At 57.3% G+C, this 17683-nt stretch carries 12 protein-coding genes; 3 read left to right on the top strand and 9 right to left on the bottom strand.

Translation table 11 applies throughout. The features are described from left to right. Window positions 1-72: 72 nt before the first annotated feature. Window positions 73-513, bottom strand: a complete 441-nt coding sequence (locus J4E00_RS20135) for a hypothetical protein (protein WP_208177069.1) — start codon at window positions 511-513, stop codon at window positions 73-75. Window positions 514-698: 185 nt separating this feature from the next. On the opposite strand from J4E00_RS20135, the gene J4E00_RS20130 reads away from it, so the two are divergent. Next, a complete protein-coding gene (locus J4E00_RS20130) occupies window positions 699-1022 on the top strand; it encodes a hypothetical protein (protein WP_208177068.1) in 324 nt (107 codons plus the stop codon). A 98-nt stretch (window positions 1023-1120) separates the two neighbouring features. Here J4E00_RS20130 and trxA read toward each other — a convergent pair whose 3' ends face one another. Both trxA and dnaE read right to left on the bottom strand, forming a co-directional pair. Continuing rightward, a complete protein-coding gene (gene trxA / locus J4E00_RS20125; protein WP_208177067.1) occupies window positions 1121-1450 on the bottom strand; it encodes a thioredoxin in 330 nt (109 codons plus the stop codon). A 512-nt stretch (window positions 1451-1962) separates the two neighbouring features. After that, window positions 1963-5676 carry a DNA polymerase III subunit alpha gene (gene dnaE / locus J4E00_RS20120; RefSeq protein ID WP_208177066.1) on the bottom strand — a complete coding sequence of 1238 codons (3714 nt, stop codon included), beginning with the start codon at window positions 5674-5676 and terminating at the stop codon, window positions 1963-1965. 530 nt (window positions 5677-6206) lie between these two features. Between dnaE and J4E00_RS20115 the strand changes: the two genes are divergently transcribed. After that, on the top strand, window positions 6207-7091 hold the full coding sequence (locus J4E00_RS20115) for a hypothetical protein (RefSeq protein ID WP_208177065.1): 885 nt from the start codon (window positions 6207-6209) through the stop codon (window positions 7089-7091). A gap of 66 nt (window positions 7092-7157) precedes the next feature. Continuing rightward, the gene (locus J4E00_RS20110) at window positions 7158-8204 is read left to right on the top strand and encodes a hypothetical protein (RefSeq protein ID WP_208177064.1); all 1047 of its coding nucleotides are present in this window, start codon (window positions 7158-7160) and stop codon (window positions 8202-8204) included. A gap of 86 nt (window positions 8205-8290) precedes the next feature. Here J4E00_RS20110 and J4E00_RS20105 read toward each other — a convergent pair whose 3' ends face one another. From J4E00_RS20105 to J4E00_RS20080, 6 genes are all read right to left on the bottom strand, one after another. Beyond that, window positions 8291-10765: a LysM peptidoglycan-binding domain-containing protein gene (locus J4E00_RS20105; RefSeq protein WP_208177063.1), complete on the bottom strand. Its 2475-nt coding sequence runs from the start codon at window positions 10763-10765 to the stop codon at window positions 8291-8293. 270 nt (window positions 10766-11035) lie between these two features. Beyond that, window positions 11036-13936 (bottom strand): TonB-dependent receptor, encoded by a 2901-nt coding sequence (locus J4E00_RS20100; RefSeq protein WP_208177062.1) that lies wholly within the window; start codon window positions 13934-13936, stop codon window positions 11036-11038. A gap of 84 nt (window positions 13937-14020) precedes the next feature. Beyond that, a complete protein-coding gene (locus J4E00_RS20095) occupies window positions 14021-14665 on the bottom strand; it encodes an O-methyltransferase (protein WP_208177061.1) in 645 nt (214 codons plus the stop codon). An 83-nt stretch (window positions 14666-14748) separates the two neighbouring features. Continuing rightward, window positions 14749-15201 (bottom strand): YDG/SRA domain-containing protein, encoded by a 453-nt coding sequence (locus J4E00_RS20090; protein ID WP_208177060.1) that lies wholly within the window; start codon window positions 15199-15201, stop codon window positions 14749-14751. After that, complete coding sequence (locus tag J4E00_RS20085; RefSeq protein WP_208177059.1) at window positions 15201-16439, bottom strand: M16 family metallopeptidase; 1239 nt, start codon at window positions 16437-16439, stop codon at window positions 15201-15203. The genes J4E00_RS20090 and J4E00_RS20085 overlap by 1 nt, the downstream gene beginning before the upstream one ends. Before the next feature lie 86 nt (window positions 16440-16525). Next, window positions 16526-17605, bottom strand: coding sequence for a glycosyltransferase family 9 protein (locus tag J4E00_RS20080; protein WP_317196652.1), 1080 nt, complete (start codon window positions 17603-17605; stop codon window positions 16526-16528). Between the last annotated feature and the right edge of the window lie 78 nt (window positions 17606-17683).

Genomic DNA, 17683 nt, shown 5'->3' with positions numbered 1-17683 from the left:
TGGTCCATCGCCCATAAAAAAAGCCCTTGCCTGAATCAGACAAGGGCTTTTTTTATACGAGAAAACTACCCGTTACATCTTGGTCTTGGTGGTTTTCACACTGGTTTTGTTGGCTTTGTAGCGCATATCGGGCGACCCGTCGGCTTTCATAGGACCTGTGGTGGTTTGGGTGCTCATCTTGTTTTCCTTGTAGCGCATGTCGGCCGTGCCATCGGCCTTCATTTTAGTGCTGCTCGAAGTCGAAGAGGTCGATGACTTGGTCATGCCCGAGGGCGTGGTCATGGTGCTCGACTTGCTCGCTGTGCCCGTGCCTTTGGTCATAGTCGATGATTTCGACATCCCGGCCGGATTGGTCATGGTGCTCGACTTCGTGGTCACTTTCGTGCCCGGCTGAGTCATTTTCGTAGTGGTTGTCTTCGTGCTGCTGTTTACGGTAGCAGCGGGGGCTTGGGCTTGAGCTACGGAACCGCCCAGCATGCTCAGAGAAAGCAGGAAACCGAAAATGCGTTTCATAAGATTTAGAATTGAAGGGTGAGAGATGGGCCTCCTACGGGGCAACTAGCTCCGCAGTTGGCTGCCAATGTAGTTAATTTTTACAGCGGGAGTATTGAAGTTGCTCTTTCCGCATCTGCGCCATTAAACCCTGGCATAAAGAAGCACTCCAACCGACATCGTTTCACCCTTTTACTTCCTTTCCAGTGAACAAAAACCTGCTTTCGCTCATGGCTGCTTTCGGCCTGCTGCTGCTCTCCCAAGCCGCCTCCGCTCAAACCGCTACGCCCGGCATCAACGCCGCCCAGCGCAACGAGCGCGCCCGCATCCGCCAAGGTGTTGCCAGCGGCGGACTCACCCGCCCCGAGGCCGCCCGCCTCAAGGCTCGCGAAGCTGACATTCGCCAGGATAAGCGCATGGCCAAAGCCGACGGCGTAGTAACCCGCGACGAGCGCCAGGACATCCGCAAGGAAGAAGCCCACGCCAGTCGCGCCATCCACCGCCAGAAGCACGACGCCCAAACGCGCTAGCTGCGCCTGCAAGCTGGCTCTCCCTACTCCTACTATAGCAAAAAGCCCCGCACCAGATTGGTGCGGGGCTTTTCTATCTAAAAACGGTTGGTGGCTGCTTATACAGCTACCTGGGCTTCGAGTTTTTGGGCGAGCACGTGCTTGGGCACAGCGCCTACTTGCTTGTCAACGATTTGGCCGTTCTTGAAAACCAGCAGCGTGGGGATGCTGCGGATACCGAACTTCATCGAGGTCTGGGGGTTGGCATCTACGTCAACTTTGCCCACTACGACTTTGCCTTCGTATTCGCCGGCCAGCTCTTCCACTACGGGGCCTACCATGCGGCAGGGACCGCACCATTCGGCCCAGAAGTCAACCAGTACAGGCTTGTCGCCGCCGATGATTTCCTCAAAGTTGGCGTCGGTTATTTCAATTGCTTTGTGTCCCATTTCAATTGGGGTTGGGGTTAAAAATAGTCTGGCGTATACGGCCAACAGGGTCGCAAGGTAGCAGATTGGATGGTAAAACAGAGTGGGCGGTGGAAAGTTCAGAACCGCTGGTTTTGCCCGGCGAATGGAAGAAAATTCCATCTGAACGCCGGGCAGGGCGCAACGAAGCATCTTTCGCTACCGCTGGTTCTATACAGCTGAAACGCACCTATTCATGGCTTATTGCTGCTGAGTACCTGTCAAGACCGAGAGGGAATCTAACCCTGCGACTACTCGACATAGGTGGACCAGGGGAATGGATTGCTGAATATGAAGCTCCTATTTCTAGGCCTAACTGGTTGTACATATAGCATAGCCACAATCCGGCCAATAGGTAGTCTATCAGCAAATAAGGCGTCTGGAATGGCAGTACGCAAAGTCCCTATTACGCGAATGCAACGTGTTATTCGACCCCAATTTTAGACCGGACGGCTGGGTGATTCCTCAGAAAACCACCCAGCTTTTTTGTTGCGCTAAATCAATGTGCACACTTCCATTTCCAGCTCTTTCATCTTCTCAATGAAGGCTTTGGGCTCAATCTGGAAGCGGCGCGAGAACATATCCACCGCGAGGTGTTCGTGCGGCTCCACAAACTGGATTTCGAGGCGCTTGCCGCCGGGTGCGTGCTCGATGGCTTCCTCCAGGCGGTCGAGCATGAGGGCAGTCACGGTGCGCAAGTCGAGGCGCACGCGCACGCCTTTGCTCATCTTTTCGGCGATGTCAGCCAAGGGCTGAATGCTGAGAATGCGCAGGTCCCACTGGTCCTGGGTGTGGCGGCGCAGCTCCTGCTTGAGGCGCACGTACATGGGTGGCACCTGCTCATTAGGGTAGTTGCGCGGGTTGATAAGGGGCGCAAATTTGGTGTAGTCGTCCCGGAACAGCGCCGGGCTGATGCTGGTCTCGTAGTCTTCGAGGGTGAAAGTGCAGAAGGGCTGACCAGTCTTTGTGGTCTTGAACAAGACGTTGGTAATCAGGCCGGCTACCGCCAATTCCTTATTCTTAATCTCATCCACCTTTTCCAGGCCACAGGTGCAGTAGGCGTCTAGTTCCAGCTTAAAGCTGTCGAGCGGGTGCCCCGAGAGATAGAAACCCACTACCTCTTTTTCGCGGCGCAGCTGCTCGGTTTTGCTCCAGGGCTCCATCTCGTGGATTTTGGGCATCGGTGCGGCCACCGCTCCGAAAGCACCCGCACCAAACAGGCTGTGCTGGGCCGATTCCTTGGCGGCGGCGTGCTGCTGGCCCACGCGCATGGCCTTTTCAATGAGGTTCTGGTCGCCTTGGGGGGCGTCGAGGTAGAGGCGACGGTGCTTGCCGAAGCCATCAAAGGCTCCGGCCTGGGCCAGGCTTTCGAAGGTTTTCTTGTTCACGGTGCGCAGGTTCACGCGTTTAGCAAAATCGAAAACGTCGGAATATTCACCGGCTTTTTCGCGCTCCTGCACCATACTTTCTACCGCCAGTTCGCCCGCGCCTTTCACTGCGCCCATACCGAAACGGATGGCACCTTCCTGGTTTACGTTGAATTTCAAGAGGCTTTCGTTCACATCAGGCCCCAGTACAGGCACGCCCTGCTTACGGGCTTCCTCAATGAAGAAGGTTACCTTCTTGATGTCGCCCATGTTGTTGGTAAGCACGGCGGCCATGTACTCAGCTGGATAGTTCGCTTTTAAATAACCAGTCTGGTAGGCTACCACCGAGTAAGCGGCGGAGTGCGAGCGGTTGAAGCCGTACTCCGCAAATTTCTCCATTACGTCGAAGACGTCGTTGGCCTTTTTTGCAGGGATGCCGTGGATGGTTTTGGCGCCTTCGATGAACTTCTCGCGTTCGAGAGCCATCTTTTTCATGTCCTTCTTGCCCATGGCGCGGCGCAGCAAGTCGGCGCCGCCGAGCGAGTAGCCGGCCAGAATCTGGGCAGTCTGCATGATTTGCTCCTGATACACCATAATCCCCTGGCTGTATTCCAGGATGGGTTTCAGCAGCTCGTGGGGGTATTCCACTTCCTCGCGGCCGTGCTTGCGATTGATGAAGTTCGGGATGAACTGCATCGGGCCCGGCCGGTAAAGGGCGTTCATCGCAATCAAATCCTCAATATTGGTTGGCTTCAAGTCCTTGAGGTACTGACGCATGCCTTCGGATTCAAACTGGAACGTACCGATGGTATCGCCGCGCTGGTAAAGCGCATAGGTCTTCTCGTCGTCGAGCGGAATGTTGTCGATGTCGATTTTGACGCCGTGGTTGCGCTCAATCAGGTTCATAGCATCCACAATGACGGTCAGGGTTTTAAGTCCCAGAAAGTCCATCTTCAACATGCCGGCGCTCTCAATCACCTTGCCATCAAACTGGGTGATGAGCAGGTCCGAATCCTTCGAGGTCGAAACCGGGATGTACTTGGTAATGTCATCCGGCGCGATGATGACGCCGGCGGCGTGGATGCCGGTGTTGCGCACCGAGCCTTCGAGCTGCGTGGCGAGGCGCAGAATCTGTCCCTTCAGGTTGTCCGGCGACTCGTCGCGCCGAATCATGTCCAGTTCCTGGTTTTCGGCAAAGGCGCCGGCCAATGTCGTGCCTGGCTTTTCGGGCACCATCTTGGTCAGGTCGTTGGTTTGCGGCAGCGGCAATTCCATCGCCCGCGCCACATCCTTGATAGATGATTTGGCGGCCATGGTACCGAAGGTGATAATCTGGGCAACCTGGGTTTTGCCGTATTTATTCACCACGTAGTCAATGACTTTCTGGCGATTTACGTCGTCAAAGTCAATATCGATATCGGGCATCGACACGCGCTCGGGGTTCAGGAAACGCTCGAACAGCAGTGAGTACTTGATGGGGTCGATGTTGGTGATGCCTACGCAGTAGGCCACGGCTGAACCGGCGGCTGAGCCCCGGCCCGGGCCCACGGCCACGCCGATGTTGCGGCCGTGGTTGATGAAGTCCTGGGTAATGAGAAAGTAGCCCGCGAAACCCATCGTCTGGATGATGCGCAGCTCATAATCAAGCCGTTCCTCGATTTCGGGCGTGCGTTCGGAGTAGCGCGGCGGCTTGCTCATCGTCACGACGCCCTTGCCCGCACTGGGGCCGAAAGCGCCCACGTAGGTCAGCTCACGCAGGAATTCGTCGGCGTTGGCGAAAGGCGCGGGAATGGGGAAGTTGGGCAACAGGATGTCGCGCGCCAGCTTTGGGGGCGTGATTTTGTCGACAATCTCATTGGTATTGTCCACGCTTTCCGGCACGTCTTCGAACAGCTTGTTCATCTGCGCCTGGGTCTTGAAGAAGAACTGGTCGTTGGCGAAACCAAAGCGGGTGTGCGGCTTGGGCTTCTGCAGTTCCTCGTCGATGCGGCGGAGCTGGCGCTGGGCGCGCTCATCGCGCGAGTGGTCGCGGCGCAGGTTGTCGAGCAGGTCGTATTTCACCTCACCCTGGCTGGTCATCAGGGTGTAGTAGTTGGTGCGCATGTCGCCGACAGGGATGCTGTGCTCCTCACCGGTATTCACGCACAGTAGCAGGTCGTGAGCGGCGTAGTCGGTCTGGTCAACGTAGTGCGAGTCGTTGGTGCAGATGACCTTGACGTTGTATTTCTTCGCAAAGCCCAGCAGTATCTGGTTCACGTCTTCCTGGCTCTTGCCGGTGCCGTCGAAGTTCATCAGCCCGTGGCGCTGGATTTCGATGTAGTAGTCGTCGCCAAATAAATCGAGCCACCACTTCAGCTTCTCCTCGGCCTCGGCCTCGGTGCCGAAAAGGATGGTTTGCGGAATCTCGGCACCGATGCAGCACGAGGTAGCAATAAGGCCCTCGTGGTACTGCAGCAGCAGTTCCTTATCAATGCGTGGAAACTTTGAGTACACGCCCTCGATGAAGCTCAGCGAGCAGAGCTTGGCCAGGTTGTGGTACCCGGCCTGGTCTTTGGCCAGCAACAACTGGTGGTGGCGGGTGTCGCGCTCGCCCTTTTCGCGGCTGAAGGCCTTCTTGTGGCGGTCTTCCACGAGGTAAAATTCGCAGCCCACAATGGGCTTCACGTTGTACTTGTTGGCCTCGGCCACGAAGTTGAACGCGCCGAACATGTTGCCGTGGTCGGTGAGGGCCACGGCGGGCATGCCGTCCTTCTGGGCCTTCTTCATCAGGGCGCCAATGCTGGCCTGGCCGTCAAGAAGCGAGTATTGCGTGTGGCTGTGGAGGTGCGAGAAAACGGGCATAATGGAAGGATTGAGTGCGCAGGATTGAGGGTTGAATTTTTATCGTGCCTTCAACTCAACACTTAAAATTCAACCCTCAACACTTTCAAAGATACCCCCGACGGGGGAGCTTTGCCAAACCCAAAAAGCCTGCTGCCTGATTCCCTGTGAGCTGCATTTTGTGGCGGGCGGCGGGCTGGTCTGGCCGCCAGATTGCCGCGTGCTGGTTGCACCGGCCAAAGTGCTCCGGCGCTTCTATTGCCCCTCTGCACTGCTCTTCTGCTGATGCGTTATTGTCAAATCGCAAACATTAAAAATACCTACTATTAGGTATTGCGGCGTGCGTTTACCAGCCGGACCTTTGAGGGTAGCAGCTTCATCATTTAATTTTTTGTTTAATTATTGCAATGCTAGCAACGGCTTTCTGGCACTCTGCCCGCTTTCTGGGTTTGGCTTTCCTATTCTGTTTATTAGGCAGACAGCACGCTTCTGCTCAGAAGATTGCGGACAACAAGGTTTGGACTACCTTTCACAAGTCCCCCAAAGTTGATTTGGCTTCGCGCTTTAAGACGTACTCGGTGGTATACGACTTTGGGGGCATGGACATGTCCGCCGGGGCACAGCCGGTTATCAAGGGACTGGAATACAAAGCAGCCGATGGCGACTTGCTCCTGAAGGTCACGGTTAAGGGCCTCCACATTGCTTACCGGAATTATCTTCAGAACGATGGCAAAACGTCCAGCGCCTGTCACTTTACCCTGAGCGGTAAGGCTGATTATGGCTACGAGCTGATTGATGTGCGGGGCCAAAACCTGCTGGCAGCATTCCACAAGGATGGTTTTATACAGGATACGCCGGACTTTCCCAATCGGGAAGCACTCAATGCCTACGTGCAGGGCCCTTATATTCCGGCCAAGGCGAAGCTGCTGCTGGACGAGGTATTGGCTAACGTTGCCTATGACCTGGCCCCACATGATTTTCACGTTGAGATGGTGGTCAACACCGTTGAGGGTGCGGCTCCGGCGTACACCGAAATCAGCACTTCGGCCAACGCGCTGACGACGCTGCTCACCAGTTCATCGGCCGATAAGGTGAAGCTCCAGCCCCTGATTGCGGTTTGGGAGAAACACCTGGCCAAGGTGAACTGGGACGACAAGAAAAGCGAAATCAACAAAACGGTGGCCAACGCGCTGCTTAACAACTTGTGCGTAGCCTACTTACTGGTGGAAGACTACCCCAAAATCGTTACCCTGGGGCGCCTCTTCGACAGCAAAAACACAGGCGTGTTCGGAAAGGCGGCGCCTTCCTTCCGGGGCGATGAAACCTATACCGGCCCCAGTACCTCGCAGGTGCTAAAAGGCATGAAGAATGGCCAGCCCATTTACTATTCGAAGGAAGAGTTTCTGGACTTTGCCAACGCCGCTGTGCCTCAATAAGCGCCCACTGCTGCCAGACTCTTATTTCTTTAAAAGCCGCCACTTCGCTATTTCATGATGTTATCGATGCGTACTTTTTCCTTTGTCCGTGCCCAGTGGCTGCCGGCTGCCTTTGCCCTGACGCTGCTGGCAGCACACCCAGCTTCTTCCCAAAAAATAGCCGAACATAAAATCTGGTCCACTTTTCACAAAGCCGCTTCGGCGCCCATTGATGCTAAGTATAAATCGTATTCGGTGGAGTACGACCTGGGCCGGCCACTCTTGTATTTGCCCGCCCCGCCGGCCTTACAGGGATTGGAATACAAGAAAACCGGTGGCGACCTCACCCTCGTTATCCGGCACAAAGGCTTTGCTACGCAGCCAGAACAAGTAGAAAAGCGCAATATTATTGGTGGCGATACGCACGAGCAGTTTTATTGCCCAATTGCCTATTCGGGCACAAGCAGCTATGAGCTTCTCGACAAGCAAAACAACCACGTACTCCAGCATTTCGAGCAAAACCAGGGCACCGAGCGCTCCCCGGAGTTTAACTACCGCTGGGACCTGGACTTGTACCTGAGAAATGCCTGCACCGAGGAGTTATCGAAAAAGCGGCTACAAGCGCTCCGAGACCGCATCAACTATACCATGGTCGACCATAACTGGACGGTGCGACTGGGAGTGAACGCCGTGGAAGGCGAAATGCCCGCATACCAGGAAATAAGCAAAGCCGCGACCGAGTTTGAAAAAGCGATTACCGAGCCAACGCTCGACAAAAACAAGCTACTGCCCCTGGTAGCAACCTGGGAAGCACAGCTGGCTAAAGCCGATTGGACCAATAAGAAAGCCGAAATCAACCGCAAGGTGGCCAACGCGCTGCTCGGCAACCTCTGCTCGGCCTACATGCTGCTGGAAGACTACGGCAAGCTGCAGGAGAAAGCCGCCCTGTATACCACCAAAAACAGCGGCCTGCTGGAAGTAATGGGCAACGAAGACCCGCCCGCCATTACGTTCGAAATTGAGAAAGCTTATACCGGCCCCATTTATCAGATAGCCGAGCTGACGAAGGACAATGTTACGGCTAACTATTACGTGGTAAAATACTCAGGTGCCTTGGCCGGCCCTGGCAAGTAATCATCACTTAACCAGAAATTTATCACACAGCTACATGTAGAAGTTTCACGCTTCGGTCGTTGCCATTTGCTACTCCGCGGCGCGCATTATTTAGCCGGTGCCTGCACGCGCAGCACCTCCCCTATCTTGGCCGAAGCATCTGAGGCCGCCTTGTTGTTCCAGGCTTGCAGGTCGGCCACCTTTACATTATAGAGGCGGGCAATGCTGTATAAAGTCTCTCCTTTGGCCACAGTGTGCTGCGTAACCGTGCCCACTGCAGCGGCTGAAGTCGCGGGAGCAGCGGGGGTAACAGCAGACGTGGTTGCAGCGGACGTGGCTTTCTTCGGTACGTACAGTGTGGCTGGGTTGATTCGCCCGGTGTGCTGGCTGTGCGATGCGGGGGTTTGCGTAGGCGCCGGGGCTGGGGCCTGAGCAACTTTGAACACGGGAGCCGCTTTGGCAGCGGGGGCAGCCTTCGCCACTGGCACAACGGGAGCAAGCGCTGGTTCCGCCGCTTTCAAGCTCAGCACCTGGCCCAGCACTAAGCCGTACGGCGGCTCCAGGTGGTTGATGGCTATCAGGGTAGCTGGTGCAATGCCGTATAGTCGGCTCACGGAGTACACCGTTTCCCGAGCCTCTACCCGATGGGTGGCATCGCTGGGGATGGCTCTCGGAGCCGTCCCTGCCGGCTTACCCATGGCCACTGGCGCTACGACCGGCGCAGGCGCCGCTGCTGGCTTGGCAGCCACGGCCGCCGGATACGTAGCCACAGGCTCGAGAGCCTTCGTTGGGGCGGGCTTGGGGATTGGCGCGGCCGGCTTGAACACTGGTTCCAGGCGACTAACATCGGGTGCAATGGCCGCAGAATCAGCCTCGCTGGGCTCATCTGCCAGGGGTGCTGGCGCCGGTGCGGCAGCGGGCGGCGGCAGGTACGTGACTTTAGCGGAAGAAGGCCGCACTGGGGCCGACATTGGCGTGGGCCGCACGGGCGCAGGCACTGGGGCCGGCTGAGTGGGTAAGGGCGCGGCAGCTACCGGAGCCGGAGCCGCCGCCGGGGTACTGGAAGCCGTAGAAGCAGCTGTAGCCAGGGTTTCGCCCCAGCCGTCGGCATCTTCTACAACGCGCTTGCTTTTGGTTTTGCCGTCCTGGCCTTTCACTTTGACTTTCACCTTAACCTGGCCGCTTTCGGTTGCTACCTCGCGGCGCATGGCTACCACATCATTAGCAGTGCTCACCAAAGCGTCCGTTTCCTTTTCGGCTGCGATATCAGCGGCACTGGGGCGCTCCAGGGCCACGCCTTCGGGCTGGGTGCGGTATTCGATGGCGGTTTCGCGGGGGCGTGTGTGTTGCAGCCACAGCACACGGCCGGGACGCAACTCTTCCACGCGGGCCATGCGGTTTTTGGCGTACACGGCTTTTTGGCGCATGCCGTACTTCTGGGCCACGTCGAAAATTGTTTCGCCGGGCTGAAGGACGTGGTATTCCACGGCCGCCGCGTCGCGCTTCTTTTCCAGGTAATATGGCCGACCGACTACCAGCTTATCGAACCCCGTCATCTCGTTGTGGCGCAGAAATTCTCCCAGTCGCTGGTGCGCCCGGCGGGCCAGGTCCACCATGGTTTCGCCGGGTAAGGCGATGAGGGCACGAAGCTTATTAATGCGGACCTCGGCCGTATTACGGGCCACGGTGGGCGCATTGAGCAACTCCTTGCTGCTTTGCAAGCGCTGGTTGGCAAGGATGCCCGCAGCCTGGGTTACGTCGCCCACGGGCACGATGAGCGTATAGGGCTTGTCGGCGGGCACAGCGGCAGTCAGCAGCCAATAGTTGTGCTTGGCCAGTGCAGCAGGGTCGGTATGCAGGGTGAGGGCCTGAGCTTGCAGCGTCTGGCCGGGTGTGGCGGGAAACTCGCGGAGCAGCAGCGGCGGCCTGGGGTTAAGGCCGCACGAGGGCTCGAAAGCCACTTTCTGGGCCAGAAACATCAGCACGTAAGGCGAGGTAGCCTCGGTGATGGCCATTTCGGTGGCGTCGAAATCCGTTGGGAGCGTGTAGGGCTTTACCCCACCCAAGCCGGTGTAGTAGCTTAGCAATGCATTCATCCAGTTGTGCAGGCTGTTGTTGCTACGGGTAAGGTAGCGAGCAGCGGCCCGGGTGCTGGAAGTGAGGTGCTGGCGCTCGTCCACGGCATCATTCACGCTAAGCCCCAGGCCAGTAGCGGTTTCCTCTTTGAGCTGCCAGTAGCCTACCGCCTCGTGGTTGCTGCGTGCATTGCCTAGCAAGGCGCTTTCCTGGAGGGCCAAGTAGCGAAAATCAAGCGGTACGCCTTCTTCCTTCAATACCCGGTCGATGATGGGGAATGAGGCATCAGCCAAATCGACTCGGGCTTGGAAGGACGGCTGGTGGCGGCATAGGCCATCGGCTTTTTGCTGCACCAGGCGCTGGGCTCCTTCGCTCAATACTAAATGAATTCCAGCTACATCCATCGCAGCGGGCACATCGGGGTGCGGGCGCGATACCGACGTCTGAGCAGCCAGCGGACTAGCCAGGGCTACGAGCAATATTATCGAGGCAACGGGATTTCGCATAAGCTACACAAGGGCCTGCTTTTGACCCGGAAGCTACAAAGAACCTGATTTTTGCGCAAAAAAACCGCGCCGGAGCGTTGCCAAGCCTTCAAGCAGAGTGCCGCGAAGCAACTCGTTTACTCCACCTGATGGCAAAAACTCACCCCCGACACCGTTCTCCCAAAGCGCAAAGCCTAAGGAGACGGAGCATGACAAAATGCGTGGACTACCTCGCTATGCCGGCCTTCAGCTTGCTGCGTGCTGCATGTTAATCTGCTGTTTAATGCAGCCTTACCGCGGGCCGCCGCCTCCCCCACCGCTGGGGGGCGGACCACCAGGACCGCCGCCATCGGGCCGGTTGAAGCCACCACGGCCTTCACGGCCACCACCGCCACCTTCGCCTTGCGTGGGCGCTATCACATTGCCGCTGCGAATGTTATAAGTAAACATCAGCATGAAGTAGCGTTGCAGAATAGTCGTTTGCACGTCCTCGTAATAGGCATCAGTCACGTTGCGCGAGATACTGCGGTTTTGGCCCAGCAAGTCGAATGCGTAGACTTTGACTTCGCCACGCTGGCCGGGAAACAGCTTCTTGCCGATGCTGGCATTCCACAGGGCGTATTGCTGGTTGTAGCCGGCCGAGAGCCCCGAGTAGGCCTGGTGCACGAGGTCGGTAGCAATATTGATACCAGGGCCCACAATCCAGTTCAGTCGTACCCGGGTTACCTGCGAGAAGTAGTCGGTGTTTAGCTTTGTTTGCAGGGTATTGATAACGAAGTTCTTATTCGAGGTGGTCGAAGCCGTGAAATCCAGGTTGGCGCTGATGTTGGAGCTCAGCGTGAGGCCGGCCCCGAACGAGGGCACCCGGGCGTAGTTCAGGCCGCCGTTTACTAGGCCGGGGGTCTGGGTGAAGTTGGCGTTGGCGCTCAGGTTCACGTTGGTTTTGATGGCCTTGATGGGCTGGCCGTAGCTGGCCAGCGAGCGCACCGAGTATTGCTGGCTCAGGTTAGTCGGCTGAGTGAGCTGGCCCCCGGCTGGTACCACCACATCGGGGGCTCCTTCGGGCGTCACAGTGGTCTCGCGCGCGGCTACAATGGTGCGGTTAGAAATGGGGTTCTGGGTGAAAGAGCCCGACAACAGGGCGAAGAAATTGCTCGACACTTCGGGATTGGAGGCGGAGTAGCGGATGTTGAGCGAATGCTGGAATTCCTGCCGTAGCGTGGGATTACCAATGGTGAGCTGCAGGGGGTTAGAATTATTCACCACGGCCTGCAGCTGGCTCACGCTGGGCGCGTTGGTATTGGTGCGGTAGTTCAGGCGCAGGTTTTTCTGGCGCGTGAAGCGGTAACTGGCGTTGGCATTGGGCAGCACGTTTACGAAGTAGTAGCGCCCAATCTGGGGCCGCGGGTACTGCGCGTCGCTGTACAGCTCCGAATACTGACCAGCCACCCCCACGCTGCCCTGAAACTTCTGCGTGACGTGCCGGTAGGTAATCCCGCCCGACTGGTTAAAGTAGTAATTGTCGAACACGTTGCTGAGGCCTTCGTTCAGCTCGCGGGTATCGCCCGTGAGCACGTCGTAGGTGTACTTGTTTGAGTTGTTGGGTGCGTAGCTGATGGCATAGTTGCCCTGCAGTTGGTCCTGCTTGCTGATGGCCTCGGTGAGGGCTAGGTTGGCGTTGATGTTGCCGCCGTTCTGGTTCAGGTTGCTGGCCTGGTCGAGGTTGTTAAGGGCCGAGCCTGTATCAACAGTGCGAAGCGTCGTGTTGCTCTTGCGCTGGCTGTAGGTGCCGCCAATGCTCAGGCTGGCCGTGCGGCCGGGCTTCACGAAGCGGTGACGCAATAGCACGTCGCCGCCCGTGTTCAGGCCGTTGTTGCCCGAGCCGTACTTACTCGTAATGTTGCTCTGCTCCAGGCCGCCGCGGCTTGTTACCCCAAATACATTGCTTGCTGCATCGTTCAGCTGGTAGCTGAAACGGGGCCGAAACAAGATGGAATTGGCCGTGTCAATCTTGTGCTCCAGCCGCATGTTGAAGCGGTGGTTGGTGTTGAGGCTGCTGGTGTTGCCGGTCTGGTTGAAGCGCGTATTGGCTGTGTCCACATAGTAGCGCTGCACGCTGCTGTTGATGGTGTTATCGGCGCGATTGAAGAAGTAGCTGCCCGACATTTCCGTTTTCTTGTTCCAGGTATTGGAGTAGTTCAGGCCCACCGCGTTGGTTTTAGAAATGCCGCCGCTCTGGTTCACCAGAAAGTCGCCGGCATTGCCGCCGTTGCCGCCTCCCCCACCGCCACGCTGCCCGCCACGGCCCCCACCACCCTGGTTGGAATTGCCCACCACGCCCAGCAGGTCCTCGGTACCAAAGTTCTGCTCGTTCACGTTGTTGCTCTGCGCCAATACCGACATGCGCTCTGCTCCCCGAAACTTATTCACGTTGGCACTGGCTTTGTAGCGCTCCGGGCCCGCTCCGGCCAGCACGCGCCCAAAGGTGCCGTTGCGGAATTCAATCTTGGTCACGATGTTGATGGTCTTCGTCGTGTTGCCATCATCGAACCCCGAAAAGCGGCTCTGCTCACTGCGCTGGTCAAATACCTCCACTTTGTCCACCATTTCGGCGGGCAGGTTTTTGAGCACAGCGTCGGGGTCGGTGCCGAAGAAAGGTTTGCCGTCCACCAGCACCTGGGCCACGTTTTCGCCTTGGGCCTGCACTTTGCCATCGGCTCCGCGACTCACGCCGGGCATCTTTTCAATGAGGTCGCCGGTAGTGGCGTCGGGGTTGGTTTTAAAGGCACGGGCGTTATACTGCGTGGTATCACCTTTCTGCACACTTTGGGCAGCCTGGCCGGTCACCACTACTCCTTTTAACTGCACGCCACCCGTTTGCAGCGCCAGTGTGCCCACCTGTACGGGTGTACTGGCCACAGTTACGGGCTGGCTCAGCTTTTGGTAGCCCACGAAAGAAGCATCAAGCACGTAGCGCCCCGCCGCCACGTTATCGAACTGAAATTTGCCATCGGTGTCCACGGCCGTGCCGCGCTTCACCGAGTCGGGCAGGTGAATGAGCAGCACGTTGGCCCCAATCAGCGCCGACTGGTCCTTGCCGTCGGTCACGCGGCCACTTACCGTGGTTGGTGCCTGGGCATGGGCCGCAGTCAGCCCCAGAAGCAGAAAAAAGAGCAGGGTAAAATTTCGCATAGAATATGACGGGAAACTCTCAGGAAGGCATTTGACGGCATTCGGCCCGGCAAGGTTTTTTCGGAGGACAATCGATTGTGCAGTCTATATTTTCTTGCGCAGGAGCAACAGCCCATCCCGTAAGGGCAAGAAAACAGGCTCCACGCGCGAATCCCGGGCTATTTTGTCGTTGAAGGCGCGTACCAACGGCGTATCCTTATCGCTGGCTTTCACCTCGTGGGCCGGCAGTACCTTATTGCCCCACAGCACGTTGTCGACGATAAGCAACCCGCCTGGCCGCACCTGTTCAATGACAGCTTCAAAGTACGCGTCGTTGCTCCGCTTGTCGGCATCAATAAAGACCAAATCCCACACTTCATCGACCAGGCCGGGCAAAACATCGAGCGCCGCACCGATATATAGCTGCACCCGTTCCGTCAGGCCCGCTGCCGCCACGTAGCGCCGAATGCGCGACTCCTTTTCCGGGTCTATTTCAATAGTATGAATCAGCCCGTTATCGGCGAGTCCCTCGGCCATGCACAGCGTGGCGTATCCGCAAAACGTACCGATTTCCAGGATGCGTCGGGGTCGTATCAGATGGCTCAGCATGCTCAACAGTCGGCCTTGGGCGTGGCCGCTGCTCATGCGTGGCATCAGCAGTTGCAAGTGTGTTTCGCGGGTTAGCTGGGCCAGCAGCGGCGGCTCGGGAGCGGTGTGCAGCGCCGCGTAGGTTTCGATGGGGTCGTTCATTATTCTACATAGATTTAGCCCGCAGGAGGTTGCGCAGACCGTTCTGCGCAACCTCCTGCGGGCCCCTTTACGCCCTCTGCGGGCTAAAATCCGATAGGCCGGAGTCGAAATACATACACCTGAAAACCCGATTTCCCAGGTCCAAAGCTGGAGCCGACTACGGAATATAATCCCTCGTAGCGGTACACATCTGGCCCACCGTCCTCGGCTGGTACTTTGCGCAGCACCCGCACCGGCTGCTTGGTTTCTGCACTTCGCAACAGGGCAAGGTTGGTACCAGTCGCCACTTGGTCAGTGACTTGTCGACCAGATTTCGGGTCGCGCCCACCGTTGCCGGAATAATGGATTTCCTCTTCCCCAAACTCATCGTCTTCGTACTGGCCGGCCAGCACAACGCTCTCGGCCCCAAGGTACTGGGTGCCGCACACGCCCGCCCGGCGTGGCCGGTGCACACCACTTAGGGCCAAATCGATGCGGTTCCGAAATGTGTCGCCCGGCCGGTAAGTCCCGACGTGCCCGAACACCGGTTGGCTCATTACTTTCCTTCCGGCACGTATTGTAGCACGCTCAGGTGCTCCTCGGTCAGCACTTCATTGGCCATCTCGCGCAATTCGGTAGCCGAAACCTTTTCGATTTTCGAGAAAATCTCGCTCAACGGTTCTACACGGCCCAAGTCCAGCGTGCTTTTGCCCAGTAGCTGCATCAAGCCGCCGTTGCTTTCCTCGCTCATGGCCAATTGGCCCATTAGCTGGTGCTTAGCGATATGCAGCTGGTTGGTGGTTAGCTCTTTTTCGCGCAGCAGCTTAAGCTCCTTCTGAACCAGGCCCACCGTGCGGTTGAGCTGCTTGCCCTCGGTGCCAAAGTAGATGCCGAACAACCCGGTGTCGGTGTAGGGCGAGTACGTGCTATCGATGGTGTACACGAGGCCATATTTTTCACGTACTGCCAGGTTGAGCCGAGAGTTCATGCCGGGACCACCGAGGATGTTATTCAGCATGAAGAATGGGATGCGCCGTGGGTCGTTCAGCGAGTAGGCCGGGCCGCCTACCAAGCAGTGCGCCTGGGTAATGGGCCGGGTCTCGACCTGCATTTTGCGCTGGTAACTGCCCACCGGTCGGCGTGTGCGCGGGCCCAATTTCGCCGGCAGCGGGGCCAGGAATTTATCCGCCAGCTTCTTCACCGCCTCAAAAGGCAGGTTGCTCACCGAGCTGAATACTAGCCGGTCGGTTCGCATCTGCTCCTGCAAAAAGGCGTGAAAATCGGCTGTTTGGAAGCGGCTCACGCTTTCGCGGGTACCCAGAATGTTAACGCCCAATGGATGCTCACCAAACACGACGGTATCGAAATCGTCGATGATGGCGTCTTCCGGCGCATCCTGGTACATGCTCATTTCCTCCAGAATCACGCCCCGCTCCTTCTCTACCTCGCGGCCGGGAAACACGGAGTTGAACGTCAAGTCAGTCAGCAGCTCAAACGCCCGCTCGAAGTGGGTGCTGAGCAATGCGGCGTAGAAACAGATTTTTTCCTTGGTGGTGTAGGCGTTCAGCTCACCGCCTACCGTTTCGAGGCGGTTGAGAATGTGGAACGACTTGCGCTTTTCGGTCCCTTTGAAAGCCATGTGCTCCCAGAAGTGCGCCAGCCCTTGTTGGTGCGGAGCCTCATCGCGCGAGCCAATGTCGAGCAAAAATCCGCAATGCGCTATTTTAGTGTGGAGTACCTGCTTGTGTAAGAGGCGGATACCATTAGGATATTCGTGAATGTGATAATCAAGCATAAGTCTACAAAGGTACAGAAGGCAGTGAGCAATTAGCAGTGAACAGTTGGCAAGGCATAACTTCTTGCACTGGTAACTACTCGCTGCTAACTGCTCACTGATTCCAGTAATTGTCCCAGCTCAATGCCGTATGCACAGCGAAAGTGCCCCAATGGACAAGCTCCGTGCCCGTGCAGCCCGCAAGGCTTGCACGCCAACGGCTCCCGAGTTTCGACCACGAAGGAAACCGGCGCCAGCGGCCCGAACCCAAACGCCGGCACCGTGCTACAGAAAATAGCCGTCACGGGTGCCCCTACGGCCGAGCACAGATGCATGGGGGCCGAGTCGTTCACGTAATTCATTATCGCCCCGCGCATGAGGGCAGCAGAGGCCAACAAGCCTATTTTGCCGGCAATGCTCACCACATTGGTTCGGCCACTGGCAGCGGCCAATCGCTCGCAGGCAGCCACATCGGGTGGGCCGCCCAACAGGTATACCGCCACGTGCTGAGGCAGCGCCGCCAGCAATTCCAGCCACTTCGCTTCCGGATATTGCTTGGTAAACCAGACCGATGTAGGCGCAATGCAGATGTACGGCCCACTCTCGGCGTAGGGCGCCACAGCTGCCTCATCAGCAGCCGAAGGGTACAGCCGGGGCAAGTATAATGGCGCCTTATTCGACGAAGAATCAGGAATCAGGAATGAAGAATTATTATCCGTGCGCAATTGCTCATTCCTCATTCCCAACTCCTCGTTGAGCAGCCGCAGGTTGCGGGTCACCTCGTGCACGCCATTGCCAATTTGGTGCGGCACTCGGCGGGTAAAGAACCGGCTTAGAGGATTTTTAGCGAAGCCGATGCGCTCTTTGGCTTTTGAAAAAGCCGTAAGGAAACCCGTGCTGGCAAAGCGCTGCAAGGTCACCACCCGGCCGTACTTCGCGGCTCGAATCTGGCCCAGCAAATCCCAAAGAGCGGCGTATTTGCGGTACTTTTTGTCCCAAATCAGGATGCTGCGCACGTGGGGATGGCCGGCTAGGAGGCCTTCGTTGCCGCGCCGCACTAGCACATCTACAGGCGTAGCAGGCTCGGTCTGGTGGAGGTATTCAAGGAGCGCCGTCATCAGAATCACGTCGCCGATGAAAGCGGTTTGAATAAGCAGCGTGGCGGGCGGGGCGGGAGTTGTGAGCACAACACAAAATTACAGCCATACACTTAGCAGACTGGCAGCATCGGCTTGTTTGGAAACCAACTGGCGTCGGACATCTAT

This window comes from Hymenobacter negativus, from assembly GCF_017571495.1.
Lineage (GTDB): Bacteria > Bacteroidota > Bacteroidia > Cytophagales > Hymenobacteraceae > Hymenobacter > Hymenobacter negativus.
This window is presented reverse-complemented; position numbering and strand designations above follow the sequence as displayed.